Source organism: Micromonospora coxensis (genome assembly GCF_900090295.1).
GTDB classification, from domain to species: Bacteria; Actinomycetota; Actinomycetes; order Mycobacteriales; family Micromonosporaceae; genus Micromonospora; species Micromonospora coxensis.
In genome coordinates this window covers 1,537,735-1,554,653 of sequence record NZ_LT607753.1, presented here as the reverse complement: position 1 = coordinate 1,554,653, position 16,919 = coordinate 1,537,735, and the positions used below count along the sequence as shown (strand labels likewise).

General features: G+C 73.8%; 14 protein-coding genes. 9 read left to right on the top strand and 5 right to left on the bottom strand.

The features are described from left to right. Positions 1–21 precede the first annotated feature (21 nt). Positions 22–687: a class I SAM-dependent methyltransferase gene (locus tag GA0070614_RS06825; RefSeq protein WP_088975153.1), complete on the top strand. Its 666-nt coding sequence runs from the start codon at positions 22–24 to the stop codon at positions 685–687. Positions 688–827: 140 nt separating this feature from the next. Here GA0070614_RS06825 and typA read toward each other — a convergent pair whose 3' ends face one another. Then, positions 828–2,696 (bottom strand): translational GTPase TypA, encoded by a 1,869-nt coding sequence (typA, locus tag GA0070614_RS06820; RefSeq protein ID WP_088975152.1) that lies wholly within the window; start codon positions 2,694–2,696, stop codon positions 828–830. A 135-nt stretch (positions 2,697–2,831) separates the two neighbouring features. Between typA and GA0070614_RS06815 the strand changes: the two genes are divergently transcribed. Beyond that, entirely contained in the window at positions 2,832–4,262 is a 1,431-nt protein-coding gene (locus GA0070614_RS06815; protein ID WP_088975151.1) for a DedA family protein, read from the top strand. Positions 4,263–4,346: 84 nt separating this feature from the next. Here the strand turns inward: GA0070614_RS06815 and GA0070614_RS06810 are convergent, their stop codons facing one another. After that, positions 4,347–6,473, bottom strand: a complete 2,127-nt coding sequence (locus tag GA0070614_RS06810; protein WP_088975150.1) for an MMPL family transporter — start codon at positions 6,471–6,473, stop codon at positions 4,347–4,349. 173 nt (positions 6,474–6,646) lie between these two features. Between GA0070614_RS06810 and GA0070614_RS06805 the strand changes: the two genes are divergently transcribed. Together GA0070614_RS06805 and GA0070614_RS06800 are read left to right on the top strand one after the other, a co-directional pair. After that, entirely contained in the window at positions 6,647–7,162 is a 516-nt protein-coding gene (locus GA0070614_RS06805; RefSeq protein WP_088975149.1) for a MarR family winged helix-turn-helix transcriptional regulator, read from the top strand. A 326-nt stretch (positions 7,163–7,488) separates the two neighbouring features. Beyond that, entirely contained in the window at positions 7,489–8,373 is an 885-nt protein-coding gene (locus GA0070614_RS06800) for a hypothetical protein (protein ID WP_088975148.1), read from the top strand. Between the two features lie 87 nt (positions 8,374–8,460). On the opposite strand, the gene GA0070614_RS06795 is transcribed toward GA0070614_RS06800, so the two are convergent. Further along, positions 8,461–8,664: a cold-shock protein gene (locus GA0070614_RS06795; protein ID WP_088975147.1), complete on the bottom strand. Its 204-nt coding sequence runs from the start codon at positions 8,662–8,664 to the stop codon at positions 8,461–8,463. 183 nt (positions 8,665–8,847) lie between these two features. Here GA0070614_RS06795 and GA0070614_RS06790 point away from each other — a divergent pair, with 183 nt between their 5' ends. After that, positions 8,848–9,531, top strand: coding sequence for a class I SAM-dependent methyltransferase (locus tag GA0070614_RS06790; RefSeq protein ID WP_231933565.1), 684 nt, complete (start codon positions 8,848–8,850; stop codon positions 9,529–9,531). Between the two features lie 232 nt (positions 9,532–9,763). Continuing rightward, positions 9,764–10,387: a DedA family protein gene (locus GA0070614_RS06785; protein ID WP_088979281.1), complete on the top strand. Its 624-nt coding sequence runs from the start codon at positions 9,764–9,766 to the stop codon at positions 10,385–10,387. A gap of 16 nt (positions 10,388–10,403) precedes the next feature. On the opposite strand, the gene GA0070614_RS06780 is transcribed toward GA0070614_RS06785, so the two are convergent. Then, complete coding sequence (locus GA0070614_RS06780) at positions 10,404–11,057, bottom strand: MBL fold metallo-hydrolase (RefSeq protein ID WP_088975145.1); 654 nt, start codon at positions 11,055–11,057, stop codon at positions 10,404–10,406. Positions 11,058–11,065: 8 nt separating this feature from the next. After that, positions 11,066–11,782: a maleylpyruvate isomerase family mycothiol-dependent enzyme gene (locus tag GA0070614_RS06775; protein ID WP_088975144.1), complete on the bottom strand. Its 717-nt coding sequence runs from the start codon at positions 11,780–11,782 to the stop codon at positions 11,066–11,068. Between the two features lie 233 nt (positions 11,783–12,015). Here GA0070614_RS06775 and rsgA point away from each other — a divergent pair, with 233 nt between their 5' ends. The 3 genes from rsgA to GA0070614_RS06760 all read left to right on the top strand — a co-directional run bounded on the left by rsgA (position 12,016) and on the right by GA0070614_RS06760 (position 16,879). Further along, the gene (gene rsgA, locus GA0070614_RS06770) at positions 12,016–13,095 is read left to right on the top strand and encodes a ribosome small subunit-dependent GTPase A (RefSeq protein WP_088975143.1); all 1,080 of its coding nucleotides are present in this window, start codon (positions 12,016–12,018) and stop codon (positions 13,093–13,095) included. Between the two features lie 195 nt (positions 13,096–13,290). Continuing rightward, a complete protein-coding gene (uvrA, locus tag GA0070614_RS06765) occupies positions 13,291–16,236 on the top strand; it encodes an excinuclease ABC subunit UvrA (protein ID WP_088975142.1) in 2,946 nt (981 codons plus the stop codon). 154 nt (positions 16,237–16,390) lie between these two features. Next, on the top strand, positions 16,391–16,879 hold the full coding sequence (locus GA0070614_RS06760; RefSeq protein WP_088975141.1) for a Rieske (2Fe-2S) protein: 489 nt from the start codon (positions 16,391–16,393) through the stop codon (positions 16,877–16,879). Positions 16,880–16,919: the final 40 nt, after the last annotated feature.

Genomic DNA, 16,919 nt, shown 5'->3' with positions numbered 1-16,919 from the left:
CCGAGGGTCTAGCGTGCGGACATGACGGTTGCCGCGTACGACGCCCACGCCGACTGGTACGAGCAGTTCGCCACCGACACCTCCGCCGACTACATGGACCGGGTCCGCCGGCAGCTCGCCGAGCTGCTGGGCGACGGGTCGGGCCGCTGCCTCGACCTGTGCTGCGGCACCGGGGCGCACGCCGCCGAGCTGCGCCGGCTGGGCTGGGACCCGGTCGGCGTGGACCTCTCCGGCGGCCAGTTGCGGCACGCCCGCGCCCGGCTGCCCGTGGCCCGCGGTGAGGCCGCCGCGTTGCCGGTCGCCGACGCCTCGCTGCCGGCGGTGGTCTGCGTGCTCGCCCACACCGACGTCCCCGACTACCGGGCGGTGGTCGCCGAGGCGGCCCGGGTGCTGGCGCCCGGCGGGTGCTTCGTCCACGTCGGGGTGCACCCCTGTTTCATCGGCCCGTTCGCCGACCGGTCCGACCCGGAGCGGATCGTCGTCGACGGCGGGTACGCCGAGCGGGAACGCAGCTTCCGCGCCTGGTCGGTGCACGGCGTGCGCTCCCGCGTGGGTGCCTGGCACGTCCCCCTGGCCGAGTTGCTCGACGCGGTCACCGGCGCCGGCCTCGCCCTCACCCGTACCACCGAATCGGGCTCCGGTCCGATCCCCGACCTCTTCGCCCTCCGGGCCACCAGGCCGGCCTGACCCGCCCCGGCAGCGGCCGGTACGGAGGCGGGGTGATCCGGTCGACGGGTCGGCCGGATCAGGCCGCAGCGGCGCGGTCGGGGAACGGCGGAGCCCCGGCCGTCGGGGACGGCCGGGGCTCCGGTGCGGCGGGGTGGTGGTCAGCCGGCGTGCTTGCGGCGGGCCGCCATCCGGCCGCGCTGGGTCTGGTCCAGCACCACCTTGCGGATGCGCACCGCGGCCGGGGTGACCTCGACGCACTCGTCCTCGCGGCAGAACTCGAGCGCCTGCTCCAGCGACAGCTTGCGCGGCGGGATCAGCTTCTCGGTCTCGTCGGCCGTCGACGAGCGCATGTTGGTGAGCTTCTTCTCCTTGGTGATGTTGACGTCCATGTCGTCGGAGCGGGAGTTCTCCCCGACGATCATGCCCTCGTACACCTCGGTGCCCGGCTCCACGAAGAGCTGGCCGCGCTCCTGGAGGTTGGTCATCGCGAACGCGGTGACCGCGCCCGCCCGGTCGGCGACCAGCGAGCCGTTGTTGCGGGTACGCAGCTCGCCGAACCACGGCTCGTAGGACTCGAAGACGTGGTGCAGGATGCCGGTGCCCCGGGTCTCGGTCAGGAACTCGGTGCGGAAGCCGATCAGGCCGCGCGCCGGGACCAGCCACTCCATCCGGATCCAGCCGGTGCCGTGGTTGACCAGCTGCTCCATCCGGCCCTTGCGGGTGGCCAGGAGCTGGGTGATCGCGCCCAGGTACTCCTCCGGGGCGTCGATGGTCAGCCGCTCGACCGGCTCGCAGGTCTTGCCGTCGATCTCCTTGGTGACGACCTGCGGCTTGCCGACGGTCAGCTCGTACGACTCGCGGCGCATCTGCTCGACCAGGATGGCCAGGGCCAGCTCACCACGGCCCTGCACCTCCCAGGCGTCCGGACGCTCGGTCGGCAGGACCCGCAGCGACACGTTGCCGACCAGCTCCTTGTCGAGCCGGTCCTTGACCATCCGGGCGGTGACCTTGGCGCCCTTGACCCGGCCCACCAGCGGCGAGGTGTTGGTGCCGATGGTCATCGAGATGGCCGGCTCGTCCACGGTGATCAGCGGCAGCGGGACCGGGTTCTCCGCGTCCGCCAGGGTCTCACCGATCATGATCTCCGGGATGCCGGCGACGGCGATGATGTCACCGGGGCCGGCGGTCTCCGCCGGCTTGCGCTCCAGGCCCTCGGTCATCAGCATCTCGGAGATGCGTACCCGCTGGGTGCTGCCGTCGGTGCGGCACCAGGCCACGGTCTGGCCCTTGCTGATGGTGCCCTGCCGGACCCGGCACAGCGCGAGCCGGCCGAGGAACGGCGAGGCGTCGAGGTTGGTGACGTGCGCCTGCAGCGGCGCGTCCTCCTCGTACGCGGGCGGCGGGATGGTGTCGAGCAGGGTGCGGAACAGCGGCTCCAGGTTGTGGCTGTCGCCGGGGACCGCGCCGTCGGCGGGCTGGGTCAGCGAGGCGATGCCGTCGCGGGCGCAGGCGTAGACGATCGGGAAGTCGATCTGCTCCTCGTCGGCGTCCAGGTCGAGGAAGAGCTCGTAGGTGTCGTCCACGACCTCCTTGATCCGGGCGTCCGGACGGTCCACCTTGTTGATCACCAGGATGATCGGCATCCGGGCGCGCAGCGCCTTGCGCAGCACGAACCGGGTCTGCGGCAGCGGGCCCTCGCTGGCGTCGACCAGCAGCACCACCCCGTCGACCATGGTCAGGCCCCGCTCGACCTCGCCGCCGAAGTCGGCGTGGCCGGGGGTGTCGATGATGTTGATGGTGACCGGCTCGGACCCGTCGGCCGGCATGTACCGCACGCCGGTGTTCTTGGCGAGGATGGTGATGCCCTTTTCCCGTTCGAGGTCCATCGAGTCCATGACCCGCTCGGTGGTCTCACCACGGGCGCCGTAGGCGCCGGCCTGCCGCAACATGGCGTCGACCAGGGTCGTCTTGCCGTGGTCGACGTGGGCGATGATGGCGACGTTGCGGAGGTCGGTGCGAAGCTGCATACCCTCCATACTCCTGTCTGCGGTTGCCGGGACACGTGTCGGGGTCACCCCCGAGATCGCCCGGATCTCTGCCGAAACTGCTGTCCCGACCGTTCCAACGGCTGGCATGCTGGCCCCCGTGGTGCTGGGGACCGGATGCATGACCTGCTGACGTCGCTGCAGGGCCTGCCGACCCTGGTGATCTACCTGGTCGCCGCGACGATCGTCGCGGGCGAGACCGCGGTGATCTTCGGTCTGCTGGTGCCGGGAGAGGCGACCCTGCTGCTGGTCGGCTTCCTAGCGTACGCGGGGACGCTACGGCTCGCCCCGGCGCTGCTGGTGATGACCGGGGCTGCCGTGATCGGGGACACACTCGCCTTCCGTTCCGGCCGCCGGTACGGGCCCCGGCTGCGCGCCTCCGGGCTGGGCGCGCGGGTCGGCCCGCACCGCTGGTCACGCGCCGACGCGATGCTGGACCGGCTGGGCGGACGGGGCGTGTACGCCGCCCGCTGGGTGGCCTTCGCCCGCACCCTGGTGCCCCGGCTGGCCGGCGCCGCCGGGATGCCGTACCGGCGCTTCGCGCCGTGGAACGTGGCCGGGGTGGTCAGCTGGGTGGGCGGCTCGGTGCTGCTGGGCTACCTCGCCGGCGAGTCGTACGAGACGGTCTCCCGGCTGCTCGGGCGGGCCACCGGCGTGGTGCTGGCGCTGCTGGTGGTGCTGGTGGCGATCGTGCTGGCCGGCCGTTGGTTGGGACGCCACCCGGACCCGGTGCGGGCGCTGCTGTCCCGGGCGGCCGCGCTACCGCCGGTGCGCTGGGTCACCGGGCGGTACGGCGTGCTGTTCTTCCTGATCGCCATGCAGGTCGGCCCCGGCGGGGCGCTGCTGGTCAACCTCGCCACCGGCCTGCTGCTGCTCTCGGCCGCCGGGTTCGCCGTCGCCTGGCTGCTGGAGGCGGTGGTGCGTTGGAGCGGGCTGGCCGTGGTCGACGGCGTGATCGCCGACTGGTTCGCCGACCGCCGTACCCCGGGGGCGGTGGAGGTGGCCTTCACGACGGTCTCGGTGCTGCGTGGGTCGTTCCTCATCGTGCTGGTGACGGTGGTCGCCGCCGGGCTCGCCTGGCGGCACCGGCCCTGGCGGGCGGACCTGCTCAGCGTCCTCGGCACGGCCGGGGCGTTCCTGCCGCTGGTGGTGCTCGCCGTGGTGGCCGACGCGACCGCGTCCGGCCGGCCCGCCGTGGTGTTCCCGACCCAGAACGCGGTGGCGGCGGCGAGCCTGTGCACGCTGGCCTGGCTGCTGTCCCGCGACGCCCGCTGGCCGCTGGCGGTGGCCGCCTGGACCGCGGCGGCGGCCGGCATCGCGGTGGTCGGCGGGGCCCGCCTCTACCTGGGCTGGAGCACGGCCAGCGGGACGGCCACCTCGGTCCTGCTCGGGGTCGCCTGGACCGCCGTCTTCGTGATCGCCTGGGTCACCCGGGACCGGGCGGTGGCGGCCGGCCCGCCCTCCACGGGTGCGGCCGGGCCCGCCCCCGCGCAACCCCACGCCCCGGCCACCGGCTGCTCGGGCGCCGGGAGCAGCACCGGGCAGTGACCGACCGGCGGGGCGCCGGCCCCCGCGACGCCGAAGGGCCGGGGGCGCGTCGCGCCCCCGGCCCCGGCCGCCCGGTGGAACCGGTCAGTCGCGTGCGGCGACCGGCTCCCGTTCGGGCGTGACGTCCGCCACCGGCTCCCGGGCGATCCGGCCCGGCCACCAGAAGCGGTCGCCGAGCAGGAACGCCAGCGCCGGCACGAGCACGGTACGCACCAGCAGGGTGTCGAGCAGCACGCCGATGCAGACGATGATCCCGATCTGGGTCAGGGTGATCAGCGGCAGGACGCCGAGGACGGCGAAGACCGCGGCGAGCAGGACACCCGCGCTGGTGATGACCCCACCGGTGACCCGCAGCGCGGAGAGCATCCCGTCCCGGGTGCCGGCGGTGCGGGCGTCCTCCCGGGCCCGGGTGACCAGGAAGATGTTGTAGTCGACGCCGAGGGCCACCAGGAAGACGAACGCGAGCAGCAGCACCCCGCTGTCCAGCGCCGGGAAGCCGAGCACGTGGTCGAAGAGCAGCCACGCCGCGCCCAGGCTGGCGAAGAAGGACGCGATGACGGTGAGCACGAGCAGCACCGGCGCGACCAGTCCGCGCAGCAGCAGCACCAGGACGGCGCCGACCAGCAGCAGGATGATCGGCAGGATCAGCCGCAGGTCCTTGCCGTTGGCCTCGTCCGAGTCGTACGTGGCGGCGACGGTGCCGCCGACCACGGCGCCGTCGAATGCCTCGACGCCGTCGAGGGCGGGCGGGGCCGAGCCGGGTACGGCGGCCACGGCGTCGCGCAGCGCCTCGATCGTCCGGTCCGAGGCGGGGGTGCCCGGCTCGGCCTCCAGCACGACGTCGACCTGCGCGACACCCGAGCCGGCCTCGCCGGGACGGGCGGAGGCCACCCCGGGCACGGCGGTGGCGGCGTCGGTGACGGCCCGGACCGCCGACGGGGCGGTGAGCACGGCGACCGGCTGGGTGGTGCCGGCGGGGAACGCCTTGGCGAGGGTCTCGGCGCCGGCGACCGCCTCGGGCTTGACCCGGAACTGCTCGGTCTCGGACAGACCGGTGCGGATCCCGAGCCCGCCGACGGCGAGCCCGGCCAGCAGCAGGGTGGCGAGCAGCGCGACCGGCGCCGGGCGGCGGACCACGGCGGCGCCGAGGCGGCCCCAGAGCCGGCCCTCCCGCACCGCGCCGCCGACCCGGGGCACGAACGGCCAGAACAGGCCGCGGCCGAAGATCACCAGGGCCGCCGGGAGGACGAAGAGCGCCGAGAGCATGGCGAGGATCACGCCGGTGGCGCAGGCCACCGCGAGGGCACGGTTGAGCTCCTGCTCGGACAGCAGCAGGGTGAGCACGCCGAGGACCACGGTGAAGCCGCTGGCGAGGATGGGTTCGGCGGTGCGCCGCAGGGCGGCCCGCATGGCGACGAAGCGGTCCTCCTCGCGGCGCAGCTCCTCCCGGTAGCGGGCGATGAGCAGCAGGGCGTAGTCGGTGGCCGCGCCGAAGACCAGGACGCTCGCGATGCCGGTGACGGCGCCGCCGGCCAGGTTGATGCCGAAGGCCGGGACGATCGTGTCGAGGGCCCGCAGCGTCAGCTGCTCGGTGGCCGCCACGATGACCAGCGGCACGATCCACAGGAACGGGCTGCGGTAGGTGATCAGCAGCAGCACCGCCACCACGGCGGCGGTGACGATGAGCAGGGTGGTGTCGGCGCCGGCGAAGACCTTGGTGAGGTCGGCGGTGAAGGCGGGCCCGCCGGTCACCTCGGCGGTGAGCCCGTCGGGCAGCTCCGCCAGCGCGCTGCGGAGCTGGTCGACCCGCTCGGCGACCTGCTCCTGCCCGCCGGCGGTGGAGAGCGGCACGGCGACCAGGGCGACGGTGCTGTCGGGGGAGACCTGTGGGGGGCTGACCTGCCCGCCGACGGCCAGCCGGGCCAGGTCGCCGGTGGAGGCCGCGAGGGCGGCCCGGTCCGCCTCGGTCAGCGGGCCGGCGTCGTCGCGGCTGACCACGACGATCGCCGGTTGGGCGTCGCTCGACGGCAGCCGTTCCTGGAGCTTCTCGACCTGGGTCGACTGCCACTCGACGGAGAGGCCGGTGCTGGAGACGGGGGCGGGGTTGTCGGGCTTGGGCAGCCCGAAGACGACCGCCCCGAAGACGATCGCGGCCACCACGGTGAGCCAGGCGGCCAGCCGGCTACGGGCGACGCGGGTGAACAGAGACATCGGCTGCCCTCACGGTCCTCGACGTTGAAATCTCGACTCTCAAGAGTCTCGCTCAGCAAGGATAGTATGGCAACTCGTCGAGTATCTCGACAGGCGAGATTGTTGCCGGCTGCACTATGCTGCCTGCGGGCGAGCAGATCAGGGGGAAGCGACCAGACGTGGCATCGCACGGCATGTACCGGCGGCGGGACGACCCGCGCCAGCAGATGATCGCGGACATCGCGAACGACCTGCGGCGCTACTCGGTGGACGCCCAGCACATCGGGCACGCCTTCGCCAACCTGCACGGGCTCAACCCGACCGATCTGCACGCCCTGATCGCGGTGATGGACGCCGAGCTGACCGGCGACCCGATCACCCCGGGCCGCCTGGGCGAGCAGCTCAACCTCTCCTCGGGCTCGGTCACCGCCCTGATCGACCGGCTGGAGCGCGCCGGGCACATCCGCCGCGACCGGGACACCGCCGACCGGCGCAAGGTCCTGCTGCACTACGCCGACCAGGGCGCCGCCCTGGCGATGAGCTTCTTCGGGCCCCTCGGCCGGCGCACCGACGAGGTGATGGCCCGCTTCAGCGACGAGGAACTGGCGGTGGTGCACCGCTTCATGGCCACCATGGTCGCCTCGATGCGGGAGCACCGGGACTCCGTCCGGGCCGCCCGCCCGGAGCCGCCCCGCCGTCCGGCGAACTGATCCGCCGCCGCGGTGCCCTCCGGCGGTGCGGTCACTGTCCGCACCGGATTGTGTCGCTCTCGTCCCGTCGTCGCTGCCCTCCCGTCACGGGCGACACCGTGCGTCCCAGCTGCCTCACAGGTTTCTGCCATCTGAAGAATGGGCCTCTGACCTGGGGATTCCCGGGATTCCATGGATATCGTTCGACCATCGCCCGACGACGTGCACCAGCGGTCGGGACTGCACCACCACCCCGCGGCACCTACGTGGAGTCACCGTCGTGCCCGACCCCTGACTGATGCTGATGCAGCCGGCGAGGACGGGGCCGGCTGCGGAAAGGGGACCCCATGACCACGGCCCCGGCCAACCTGCTGGCCGTCCGCCGGCTGTTGCTCGACCACCTGAACGTCGACCCCGACACCGTGCGCGCCGACGACCTCGAACCGGGTGAGGTCGGCATCGTCGGCGACTCCGCACACCGCGGTGGCTACCACTGCGGCTCGGACCGGGTGGTGACCAACGACTACTCGGTCGTCGAGTCCCCCCGGGACTCCTCGGGGTTGACCCTCGACGCCTCCGCGCTGGACGTCGGTCTGTTCCAGGTCAGCTCGGCGGGTCGTACCCACGACCTGCGCACGTTCTCCACCTGGTGCGTGGCCCAGTGCGTGGCGAACACCCCGGACAGCCGCGACATCCGCGAGATCATCTACTCACCCGACGGGCGCACGGTGCGCCGGTGGGACCGGCTCGGCAGGCGCACCTCCGGCGACGACTCGCACCTGTGGCACACCCACTTCAGCTTCTTCCGCGACTCGACCAAGGCGCAGCGGGACCAGACCCCGCTGTTCCGCCGCTACCTGAGCACCATCGGACTCCTGGAGGACGACGACATGACCCCCGAAGAGCACGCCTGGCTGGAAACCGTCCACAAGAACCTGACCGTGCTGGACGGACGCAACCCGATCGGCCAGATCTACACCCGCATGTCCATGGGCGAGGACCACACGAACCCGTCGTTCGTCGTCCAGCACCCGACGTTGAAGTCGCTGGCCGCGCAGCTCACCGCCCTGCAGACCGCGTTGACCGCGCTGTCGAACAAGGACTTCACCGACGAACCGGCGATCGTGCAGGGCGTGCTCGCCGGGCTCAAGCCGGAGGACATCGCCGCGGCGATCCCGCCGACGGTCGCCAAGCAGGTCGCCGACGAACTGGCCCGGCGGCTGGTGGCCTGACCGGCCACGAGCGGCGCGCGCGAGCCACGCGTACGCCGCAGAACGCGCAGTGGCGGCGGCCCGACGGCCGCCGCCACCGGCACGGACCTACAGCGGACGGACGTTGTCCGCCTGCGGGCCCTTCTGCCCCTGGGTCACCTCGAACTCGACCTTCTGGGCCTCCTGCAGTTCGCGGTAACCGCTGCTCGCGATCGCTGAGTAGTGGACGAAGACGTCGGGTCCCCCGCCGTCCTGCTCGATGAAGCCGAAGCCCTTTTCCGAGTTGAACCACTTGACCGTGCCGGTTGCCATGCATCTCTCCCTGTTCAAGACGGGAGACCTCCGCCGTGGCGGATGATCGCCCTGTGCCACCCCGACAGTAACCGGCCGATCCCCCTTTTGCCGGCTGAAGTGCCGCAAGGGCGTCGGGAGAAAACATCGCGGGTCGCGGTGGAAATCGGCCCGGCGGCCCGTCGGGTCCGGCACGCTCGACCGGTGAGCGGACCGAGCACGGCGGCGCTGGCCGTCCTGGAGCGCGAGATCGCCGCTCCCGGCGACGGGCTGGACCGCCTCCGGCTGGTCCCCACCCCGTTCGTCCCCGAGGTGTCGCTGCTGCTCGCCGAGGACGCCATCGTCTGGTGGGCCCGGATGGAGGCGGCGGCCGGCCGCGCCCTGCCGCCGCCGTACTGGGCGTCGGCGTGGGCGGGGGGCCAGGCGCTCGCCCGCCACCTGCTCGACCATCCCGAGCTGGCCGCCGGACGGCGGGTGCTGGACCTGGCCGCCGGCTCCGGGCTGGTGGCCATCGCCGCCGCGCTGGCCGGCGCCGACCGGGTCGCCGCCAACGACATCGACCCGTACGCGGTGGCCGCGGTCACGGTCAACGCGCGGGCCAACGGGGTGGTCGTGACGGCCTCCGGGGGTGACCTGCTCGACGGCGACGGGACCGACGTCGACCTGCTCGTCGCCGGGGACGCCCTCTACGACCGTGAACTCGCCGGCCGGGTGCTGCCGTTCCTGCGCCGCGCGGCGTCCGCCGGCGCGCTCGTGCTGGTCGGCGACCCCGACCGGGGTCACCTGCCCACCGACGCCCTGGAGGTGGTGGCGAGCTACCCGGTGCCCACCACCGAGCCGTCCGTCGACTCACCGGTGCGCCGGGTCCAGGTGCTCCGCCCCCGCTGACCCGCCCCGCCCCGCACCGGGCGGCCACCGGGCGGCCACCCGTTGCGGCGTGTTGCGGGCTCGGCACGCGCCGACACCGCGACACGCCGCAGACGTCGGCAGAGCGCCGGACGGCGGCGCGGCGGGTGGGCGGACGGGCGGGTGGCTCAGGGGTGACCCCGAGCCGGGATCAGGGCAGGGTGGGGGATCGGGCCGGATGTGCGCCGCCCGGCCCGACCGTAGCGTCGTGGCCATGCCGGATGTCGTGACCCAGATCGGGGAACTGCCCACCGCACTGCTGATGGGGGTGCTGGGGCTGGTGATGCTCGCCGACGCCGTACCCCTGCTCGGCGTGCTGGTCCCCGGCGACGTGGCGATCCTCGCGGCGGTGGGCCTGGGCTCCCCGGCGGCCGGCGCGCCGACCCTCGTGGCGGTGGTGGCCGGCTGCGTCGGCGGATGGTCGTTGAGCTTCGCCGCCGGCCGGGTCTACGGCGAGCGGCTGCGGCGCAGCCGCGTCGGCGGCTGGATCGGCGAGGTCCGCTGGGCCGCCGCCGAGGACATCCTGCGTACCGGAGGCGGGCGGATGGTGCTGGTCGCGCCGTTCCTGCCGGTGTTCAACGCCCTGCTGCCCCTGGCCGCCGGCGGGCTGCGCATGTCGTACCGCCGGTTCGCCGCCTGCGCCACGGCGGGCGCGGTGCTCTGGGCCGGCCTGTACCTGGCGCTGGGCACGGCGTCGCGGTCGCTGGCCGGGCTGCTGCCCGGCGACGGCAGCCCGGTGCTCGTCACCACGGCGGTCGGGCTGGCGCTGGCCGGCGTGGTGCTGGTGGGCACCCGGCGGCGGTTGCGGGCGGTGATCGGCGCCGGTCAGGCCGGCTGACCGGCGCCGCGACGTCTCACCAGCCGCGGGCGCGCCACTGCGGCAGCGACGGGCGCTCGGCGCCGAGGGTGCTGTCCCGGCCGTGCCCCGGGTAGAACCAGGTCTCGTCGGGCAGCCGGTCGAAGATCTTGTGCTCCACGTCGTCGATGAGCCGGCCGAAGCGCTGCGGGTCCTGCTCGGTGTTGCCCACCCCGCCGGGGAAGAGCGAGTCCCCGGTGAACAGGTGCGGGGTGCCGGCCGGGTCCCGGTACAGCAGCGCGATGGAGCCCGGGGTGTGGCCCTGCAGGTGGATCACCTCCAGGGCGCAGTCACCGACCGGCACGGTGTCGCCGTCGGTGAGGGTCTCCGCCTCGATGGGCAGCCCCTCGGCGTCGTCGGCGTGCACCAGCGCGCGGGCGCCGGTCTTGGCCACGACCTCCTCCAGCGCCACCCAGTGGTCCATGTGCCGGTGCGTGGTGACCACGGCGGCCAGGCCGCCGTCGCCGATCAGCTCCAGCAGGCGGGGCGCCTCGTTCGCCGCGTCGATCAGCACCTGCTCGCCGGTGTCGCGGCACCGCAGCAGGTAGGCGTTGTTGTCCATCGGGCCGACCGAGATCTTGGTGACGGTGAGCCCGCCCAGCTCGCGGACGGCGGGTGCGCCGCCCGCGGTGACGTCTCCGGTGTAGCTCATGACGGTGTCTATATCCATTCCGGTGGGGTCGGCAGGGCGCCGTCCGGGGTGACGGTCAGCCCGTCGCCGCTGCTGCGGCCGATCAACCAGGCGGCCAGCTCGGCCGGGGGACCGGTGACCAGGGGCGCGTTCGTGCGCTCGCCGATCGCCAGCTCGTGCCGGCTGCCGTCGTACCGCAGCACCATCGCCGGCGCGTCGGCCCGCTCGGCGAGCCCGCCCGCGACCTCGTGCAGCAGGTGCCCGGCGAACGCCGGTGGCCAGTCGGCCGGCCGGTAGCCGGCGGCCAGGTCCACGTGGTGCACCTCGATCTCGCGCAGCCGGCCCCAGACCAGCATCGCCGCCGGCCACGGGCCGCGGCGCGTCTCGACCGTCGCCGACCACGCCTGCGCCGGCACGGCGGCGACCGCCTCGGCGAAGCGCTGCGCGGAGCGACGCAGGTCGTCCAGGTGGGCCTCCGGCGACCGGGCCGCGCCGGCCTCGATGTCGGCGGCGCGGGCGGTGGGGCTGGCGTACATCGGCAGCTGCTCGCCGGTGCGGGCCGAGGTGAGCAGGTTGACGAAGCCGTCGGCGTTGCGGGCCAGGTGGGCTAGGACGTGGCCGCGGGTCCAGCCGGGCAGCAGGGAGGGCGCCGCGACGGCCGCGGCGTCGAGGGAATCGACGGTACGCAGCAGCCGGGCCGTGGCGTCGTCCACCTCGCCGGCCAGCAGCAGCGGATCCGTGGTCACGCACCGACCCTAGCGGCACCGGGGCCGCCGCGTCGCCGGGGAAATCGCTTTCGGCGCGTCGCCGGGCCCCCTACCGTCGGCCCGACGGCTTTCGGTCGCGGCGCGGTGTCGGACGCGCCGGGCCGATGTCGTCGCGCAACGCGGGCGCCGCAGACGACGGACGGAGGTGGTGAGCATGCCGGTCGTGGCACGCGTGCACCGTCACACCCCCTTCCGACACCGATGAGGATGCGATGACCATCGACCTTGCCGCCCTCGGCCTCGACGCCGAGCGGGCGGCGTACGCGCGGCGCCGCCCCGACCGCCGACCGGGCCGGGTGGCCCGGGTGGACCGCGGCGTCTGCACCGTGCTCTGCGCGGACGGGCCCGTCCGCGCCAGCCTCGGCCCGGCGGTGCTGGCCGCCGCGGCCCGTGACCTGACCGCCCTGCCCTGCGCGGGCGACTGGGTGCTGCTCGCCACCTGGCCCGACGGGCCGGTGACCGTCGACGTGGTGCTGCCGCGCCGCAGCGCGCTGGTGCGCCGCACGGCGGGCAAGGACGCCAGCGGGCAGGTGCTCGCCGCCAACCTCGACGCCGCCGCGGTGGTCGAGCCGGTGCACCCCGAGCCGGACGTCGCCCGGATCGAGCGGCTGCTCTCGCTGGCCCACGAGTCCGGGGCGCGTCCGCTGGTCGTGCTCACCAAGGTCGACCTGGCCGCCGACCCCGCCCAGGTGGCCCGGCAGCTCGCCGCCGTGGCGCCCGGGGTGCCGGTGCTGCCGGTCAGCGCCGAGCGGGGCGTCGGCCTCCAGGCGCTGCGGCCGTTCGTCGCGCCGGGGCGCACCCTCGGCCTGCTCGGTCCCTCCGGGGCGGGCAAGTCGAGCCTGGTCAACGCCCTGGCCGGGGCGGTCGTCATGCCGACCCAGGCGATCCGCCGCTCCGACGGCAAGGGCCGGCACACCACCACCTGGCGGGCGCTGGTGCCGGTCCCCGGCGGGGGCGCGGTGCTGGACACCCCGGGGGTACGCGCGGTGGGCCTGCTCGACGGCGCCGCCGGGCTGGACCGGGCGTTCGCCGACATCGCCGACCTCGCCACCGGCTGCCGGTACGCCGACTGCGCGCACGAGGCCGAGCCGGCCTGTGCGGTGCGCGAGGCGCTGGAGAGCGGGGAACTGCCCGCCCGGCGCTGGGAGAGCTGGCGTCGGTTGCAGCGGGAGGTGGTTTTCGAGAGCCGCCGCCGGGAGACCCGGCTCGCCGCCGAGCGGCGCGGCGGCTGGCGGGGCGGACGGCGTCGCACGGCGCGTCCGTCGTCGCCGCCGTCACCCGGCGGACACTGAGCCGCTGCGCGGTCGCGTCGACCCCACCCGGGCCGGCGCGACCGGGGTGAGCTGGGGGAATGTGCGCGCGCGGGAAGTTGTCGTACCTCGGGGCTAGAGTTGCCGAGGCGCCTTCCTGCGCCTGTCAAAACCGCTCAGACCCCGCTCGGAGCGGACAGATCCGCCTCACTCTCTTCTTCCGGGAGCACACGCACCGTGGCCGACCGACTGATCATCCGTGGCGCGCGCGAGCACAACCTGCGTGACGTCAGTCTCGACCTGCCCCGGGACGCTCTGATCGTCTTCACCGGGCTCTCCGGGTCGGGCAAGTCGAGCCTGGCCTTCGACACGATCTTCGCCGAGGGGCAGCGCCGCTACGTCGAGTCGCTGTCGTCGTACGCCCGGCAGTTCCTCGGCCAGATGGACAAGCCCGACGTGGACTTCATCGAGGGTCTGAGCCCGGCGGTCTCCATCGACCAGAAGTCGACCTCGCGCAACCCGCGCTCCACCGTCGGCACCATCACCGAGGTCTACGACTACCTCCGGCTGCTCTTCGCCCGCATCGGCGAGCCGCACTGCCCGGTCTGCGGCGAGCGGATCTCCCGGCAGAGCCCGCAGCAGATCGTCGACCGGGTCCTGGCGATGGCCGAGGGCACCCGGTTCATGGTGCTCGCCCCGGTGGTTCGCGGCCGCAAGGGCGAGTACGTCGACCTCTTCGCCGAGCTGCAGTCCAAGGGCTACGCGCGGGCCCGGGTCGACGGCGTGGTGCACCAGCTCACCGAGCCGCCGAAGCTCAAGAAGCAGGAGAAGCACACCATCGAGGTGGTGATCGACCGGCTCAGCGTCAAGCCGGGCGCCAAGCAGCGGCTGACCGACTCGGTCGAGGCCGCGCTCGGCCTCTCCGGCGGGCTGGTCCTGCTCGACTTCGTCGACCTGCCCGAGGACGACCCGGAGCGGGAGCGGCGCTACTCCGAGCACCTGGCCTGCCCGAACGACCACCCGCTGGCGATCGAGGACCTGGAGCCGCGGGTCTTCTCCTTCAACGCCCCGTACGGCGCCTGCCCGGAGTGCACCGGCCTGGGCACCAAGAAGGAGGTCGACCCGGAGCTGCTCATCCCCGACCCGGAGCGCACCCTGCGCGAGGGCGCGATCCAGCCGTGGGCGACCGGGCACAACCTGGAGTACTTCCTGCGCCTGCTGGAGGCGCTCGGCGAGGCCCAGCACTTCGACGTCGACACGCCGTGGCGGGCGCTGCCGTCGCGGGCGCAGAAGACGATCCTGCACGGCTCCGACGACCAGGTGCACGTGCGCTACCGCAACAAGTACGGCCGCGAGCGCTCCTACTACACCGGCTTCGAGGGCGTGGTGCAGTGGATCGAGCGGCGGCACTCCGACACCGAGTCGGAGTGGTCGCGGGAGAAGTACGAGGGGTACATGCGCGACGTGCCCTGCGCGGCCTGCGGCGGCGCCCGGCTCAAGCCGGAGGTGCTCGCGGTGACCCTGGCCGGCAAGAGCATCGCCGAGGTGTGCAACCTCTCCGTCGGCGAGGCCGCCGACCTGCTGGCCGGCATCGAGTTGACCGACCGGCAGAAGATGATCGCCGAGCGGGTGCTCAAGGAGATCAACGCCCGGCTGCGGTTCCTGCTCGACGTCGGCCTGGACTACCTCTCCCTGGACCGGGCGGCGGGCACCCTCTCCGGCGGCGAGGCGCAGCGCATCCGGCTCGCCACCCAGATCGGCTCCGGCCTGGTCGGTGTGCTGTACGTGCTCGACGAGCCCTCGATCGGCCTGCACCAGCGCGACAACCACCGGCTGATCGAGACGCTGCTGCGGCTGCGCGGCCTGGGCAACACCCTGATCGTGGTCGAGCACGACGAGGACACCATCCGGGTCGCCGACTGGATCGTCGACATCGGTCCCGGCGCGGGCGAGCACGGCGGGAAGATCGTGCACAGCGGCTCGGTGCCGGCGCTGCTGGAGAACGACGAGTCGGTCACCGGGGCGTACCTGTCGGGGCGAAAGGTGATCCCGACGCCAGGGCAGCGCCGCCCGCAGACCCCGGGCCGGGAGCTGGTGGTGCACGGGGCGCGCGAGCACAACCTGCGCAACCTCACCGTGTCGTTCCCGCTCGGCCAGCTCATCGCCGTCACCGGGGTCTCCGGCTCCGGCAAGTCGACGCTGGTCAACGACATCCTGTACGCGGTGCTGGCCAACCAGATCAACGGCGCCCGGCTGGTCCCGGGCCGGCACACCCGGGTCACCGGCCTGGAGCACGTGGACAAGGTCGTCGGCGTCGACCAGTCGCCGATCGGGCGGACGCCCCGGTCCAACCCGGCCACCTACACCGGGGTGTGGGACCACGTCCGCAAGCTCTTCGCCGAGACCACCGAGGCCAAGGTCCGGGGGTACGGGCCGGGCCGGTTCTCGTTCAACGTCAAGGGCGGCCGCTGCGAGGCGTGCTCCGGCGACGGCACCATCAAGATCGAGATGAACTTCCTGCCGGACGTCTACGTCCCGTGCGAGGTCTGCAAGGGCGCCCGGTACAACCGGGAGACGCTGGAGGTGCACTACAAGGGCAAGACCGTCTCCGACGTGCTGGAGATGCCGATCGAGGAGGCGGCGGAGTTCTTCTCCGCCATCCCGGCCATCCACCGGCACCTGAAGACCCTGGTCGACGTGGGTCTCGGGTACGTGCGGCTGGGCCAGCCCGCGCCGACCCTCTCCGGCGGTGAGGCGCAGCGGGTCAAGCTCGCCTCCGAGCTGCAGAAGCGCTCCACCGGCCGGACGGTCTACGTGCTCGACGAGCCGACCACCGGCCTGCACTTCGAGGACATCCGCAAGCTGCTGATGGTGCTGGAGGGCCTGGTCGACAAGGGCAACACGGTGATCACCATCGAGCACAACCTGGACGTGATCAAGTCCGCCGACTGGATCATCGACATGGGCCCGGAGGGCGGCCACCGGGGCGGCACGGTGCTCGCCACCGGCACCCCGGAGGAGGTCGCCGAGGTGCCCGAGAGCCACACCGGGCAGTTCCTGCGGCCGATGCTGAAGCTCGACGGCGCGGCGAAGGGGGCCAGGGCGGCCACCACCCGGGCGGCCAAGGCCAACGGCGGCGCGGCGAAGCCGCGGACCCGGAAGGTGCCGGCCGGGGCGCGCTGAGCAGGGCGTACCACGGGCGGGCCGGGCGACCGGCCCGCCCGTCGTCGTTCCCGGGTCCGGCGGTGCGCCGGTGAACCGTGCGGCACAGTGGTGCGTGTGCACGAGTGCGGCCGCGATCAGGACCGGCGGCGGCACGTCGAGAGAGAGGCCGGAGATGAGTGACGATCAGGTGCTGACCGGGTCCGCCGCGCGCACACGGCGTGCCCTGCTCGCCGGCGCCGGCGCGGTGGGGGCGTCGGTGGCGCTGGCCGCCTGCGGCGGTGGCGACGACGGTGGCGCGCCGAGCACCGCGCCGACCAGCGGCGGGCCGGGCGTGACGGACGCGCCGGACGCCGGCGGCAACCGGGACACCGCCGCCGCGCCGCTGGCCAGGACGACCGACATCCCGGTCGGCGGTGGCGCGATCTTCGCCGAGCGGGGCGTGGTGGTCACCCAGCCGAGCCCGGGGGAGTTCAAGGCCTTCGACCCGATCTGCACCCACAAGGCGTGCCCGGTGTCGAACATCGACGGCGGCACGATCAACTGCACCTGCCACGGCAGCCAGTTCGCCATCACCGACGGCGCGGTGAAGAAGGGCCCGGCGACCAAGCCGCTCGCGCCCAAGCAGATCAGGGTGGACGGCGACCAGATCCTGCTCGCCTGACCGGCGCCCGGCCGGCGCGGGGTCAGCGCGCCGGCCGGGG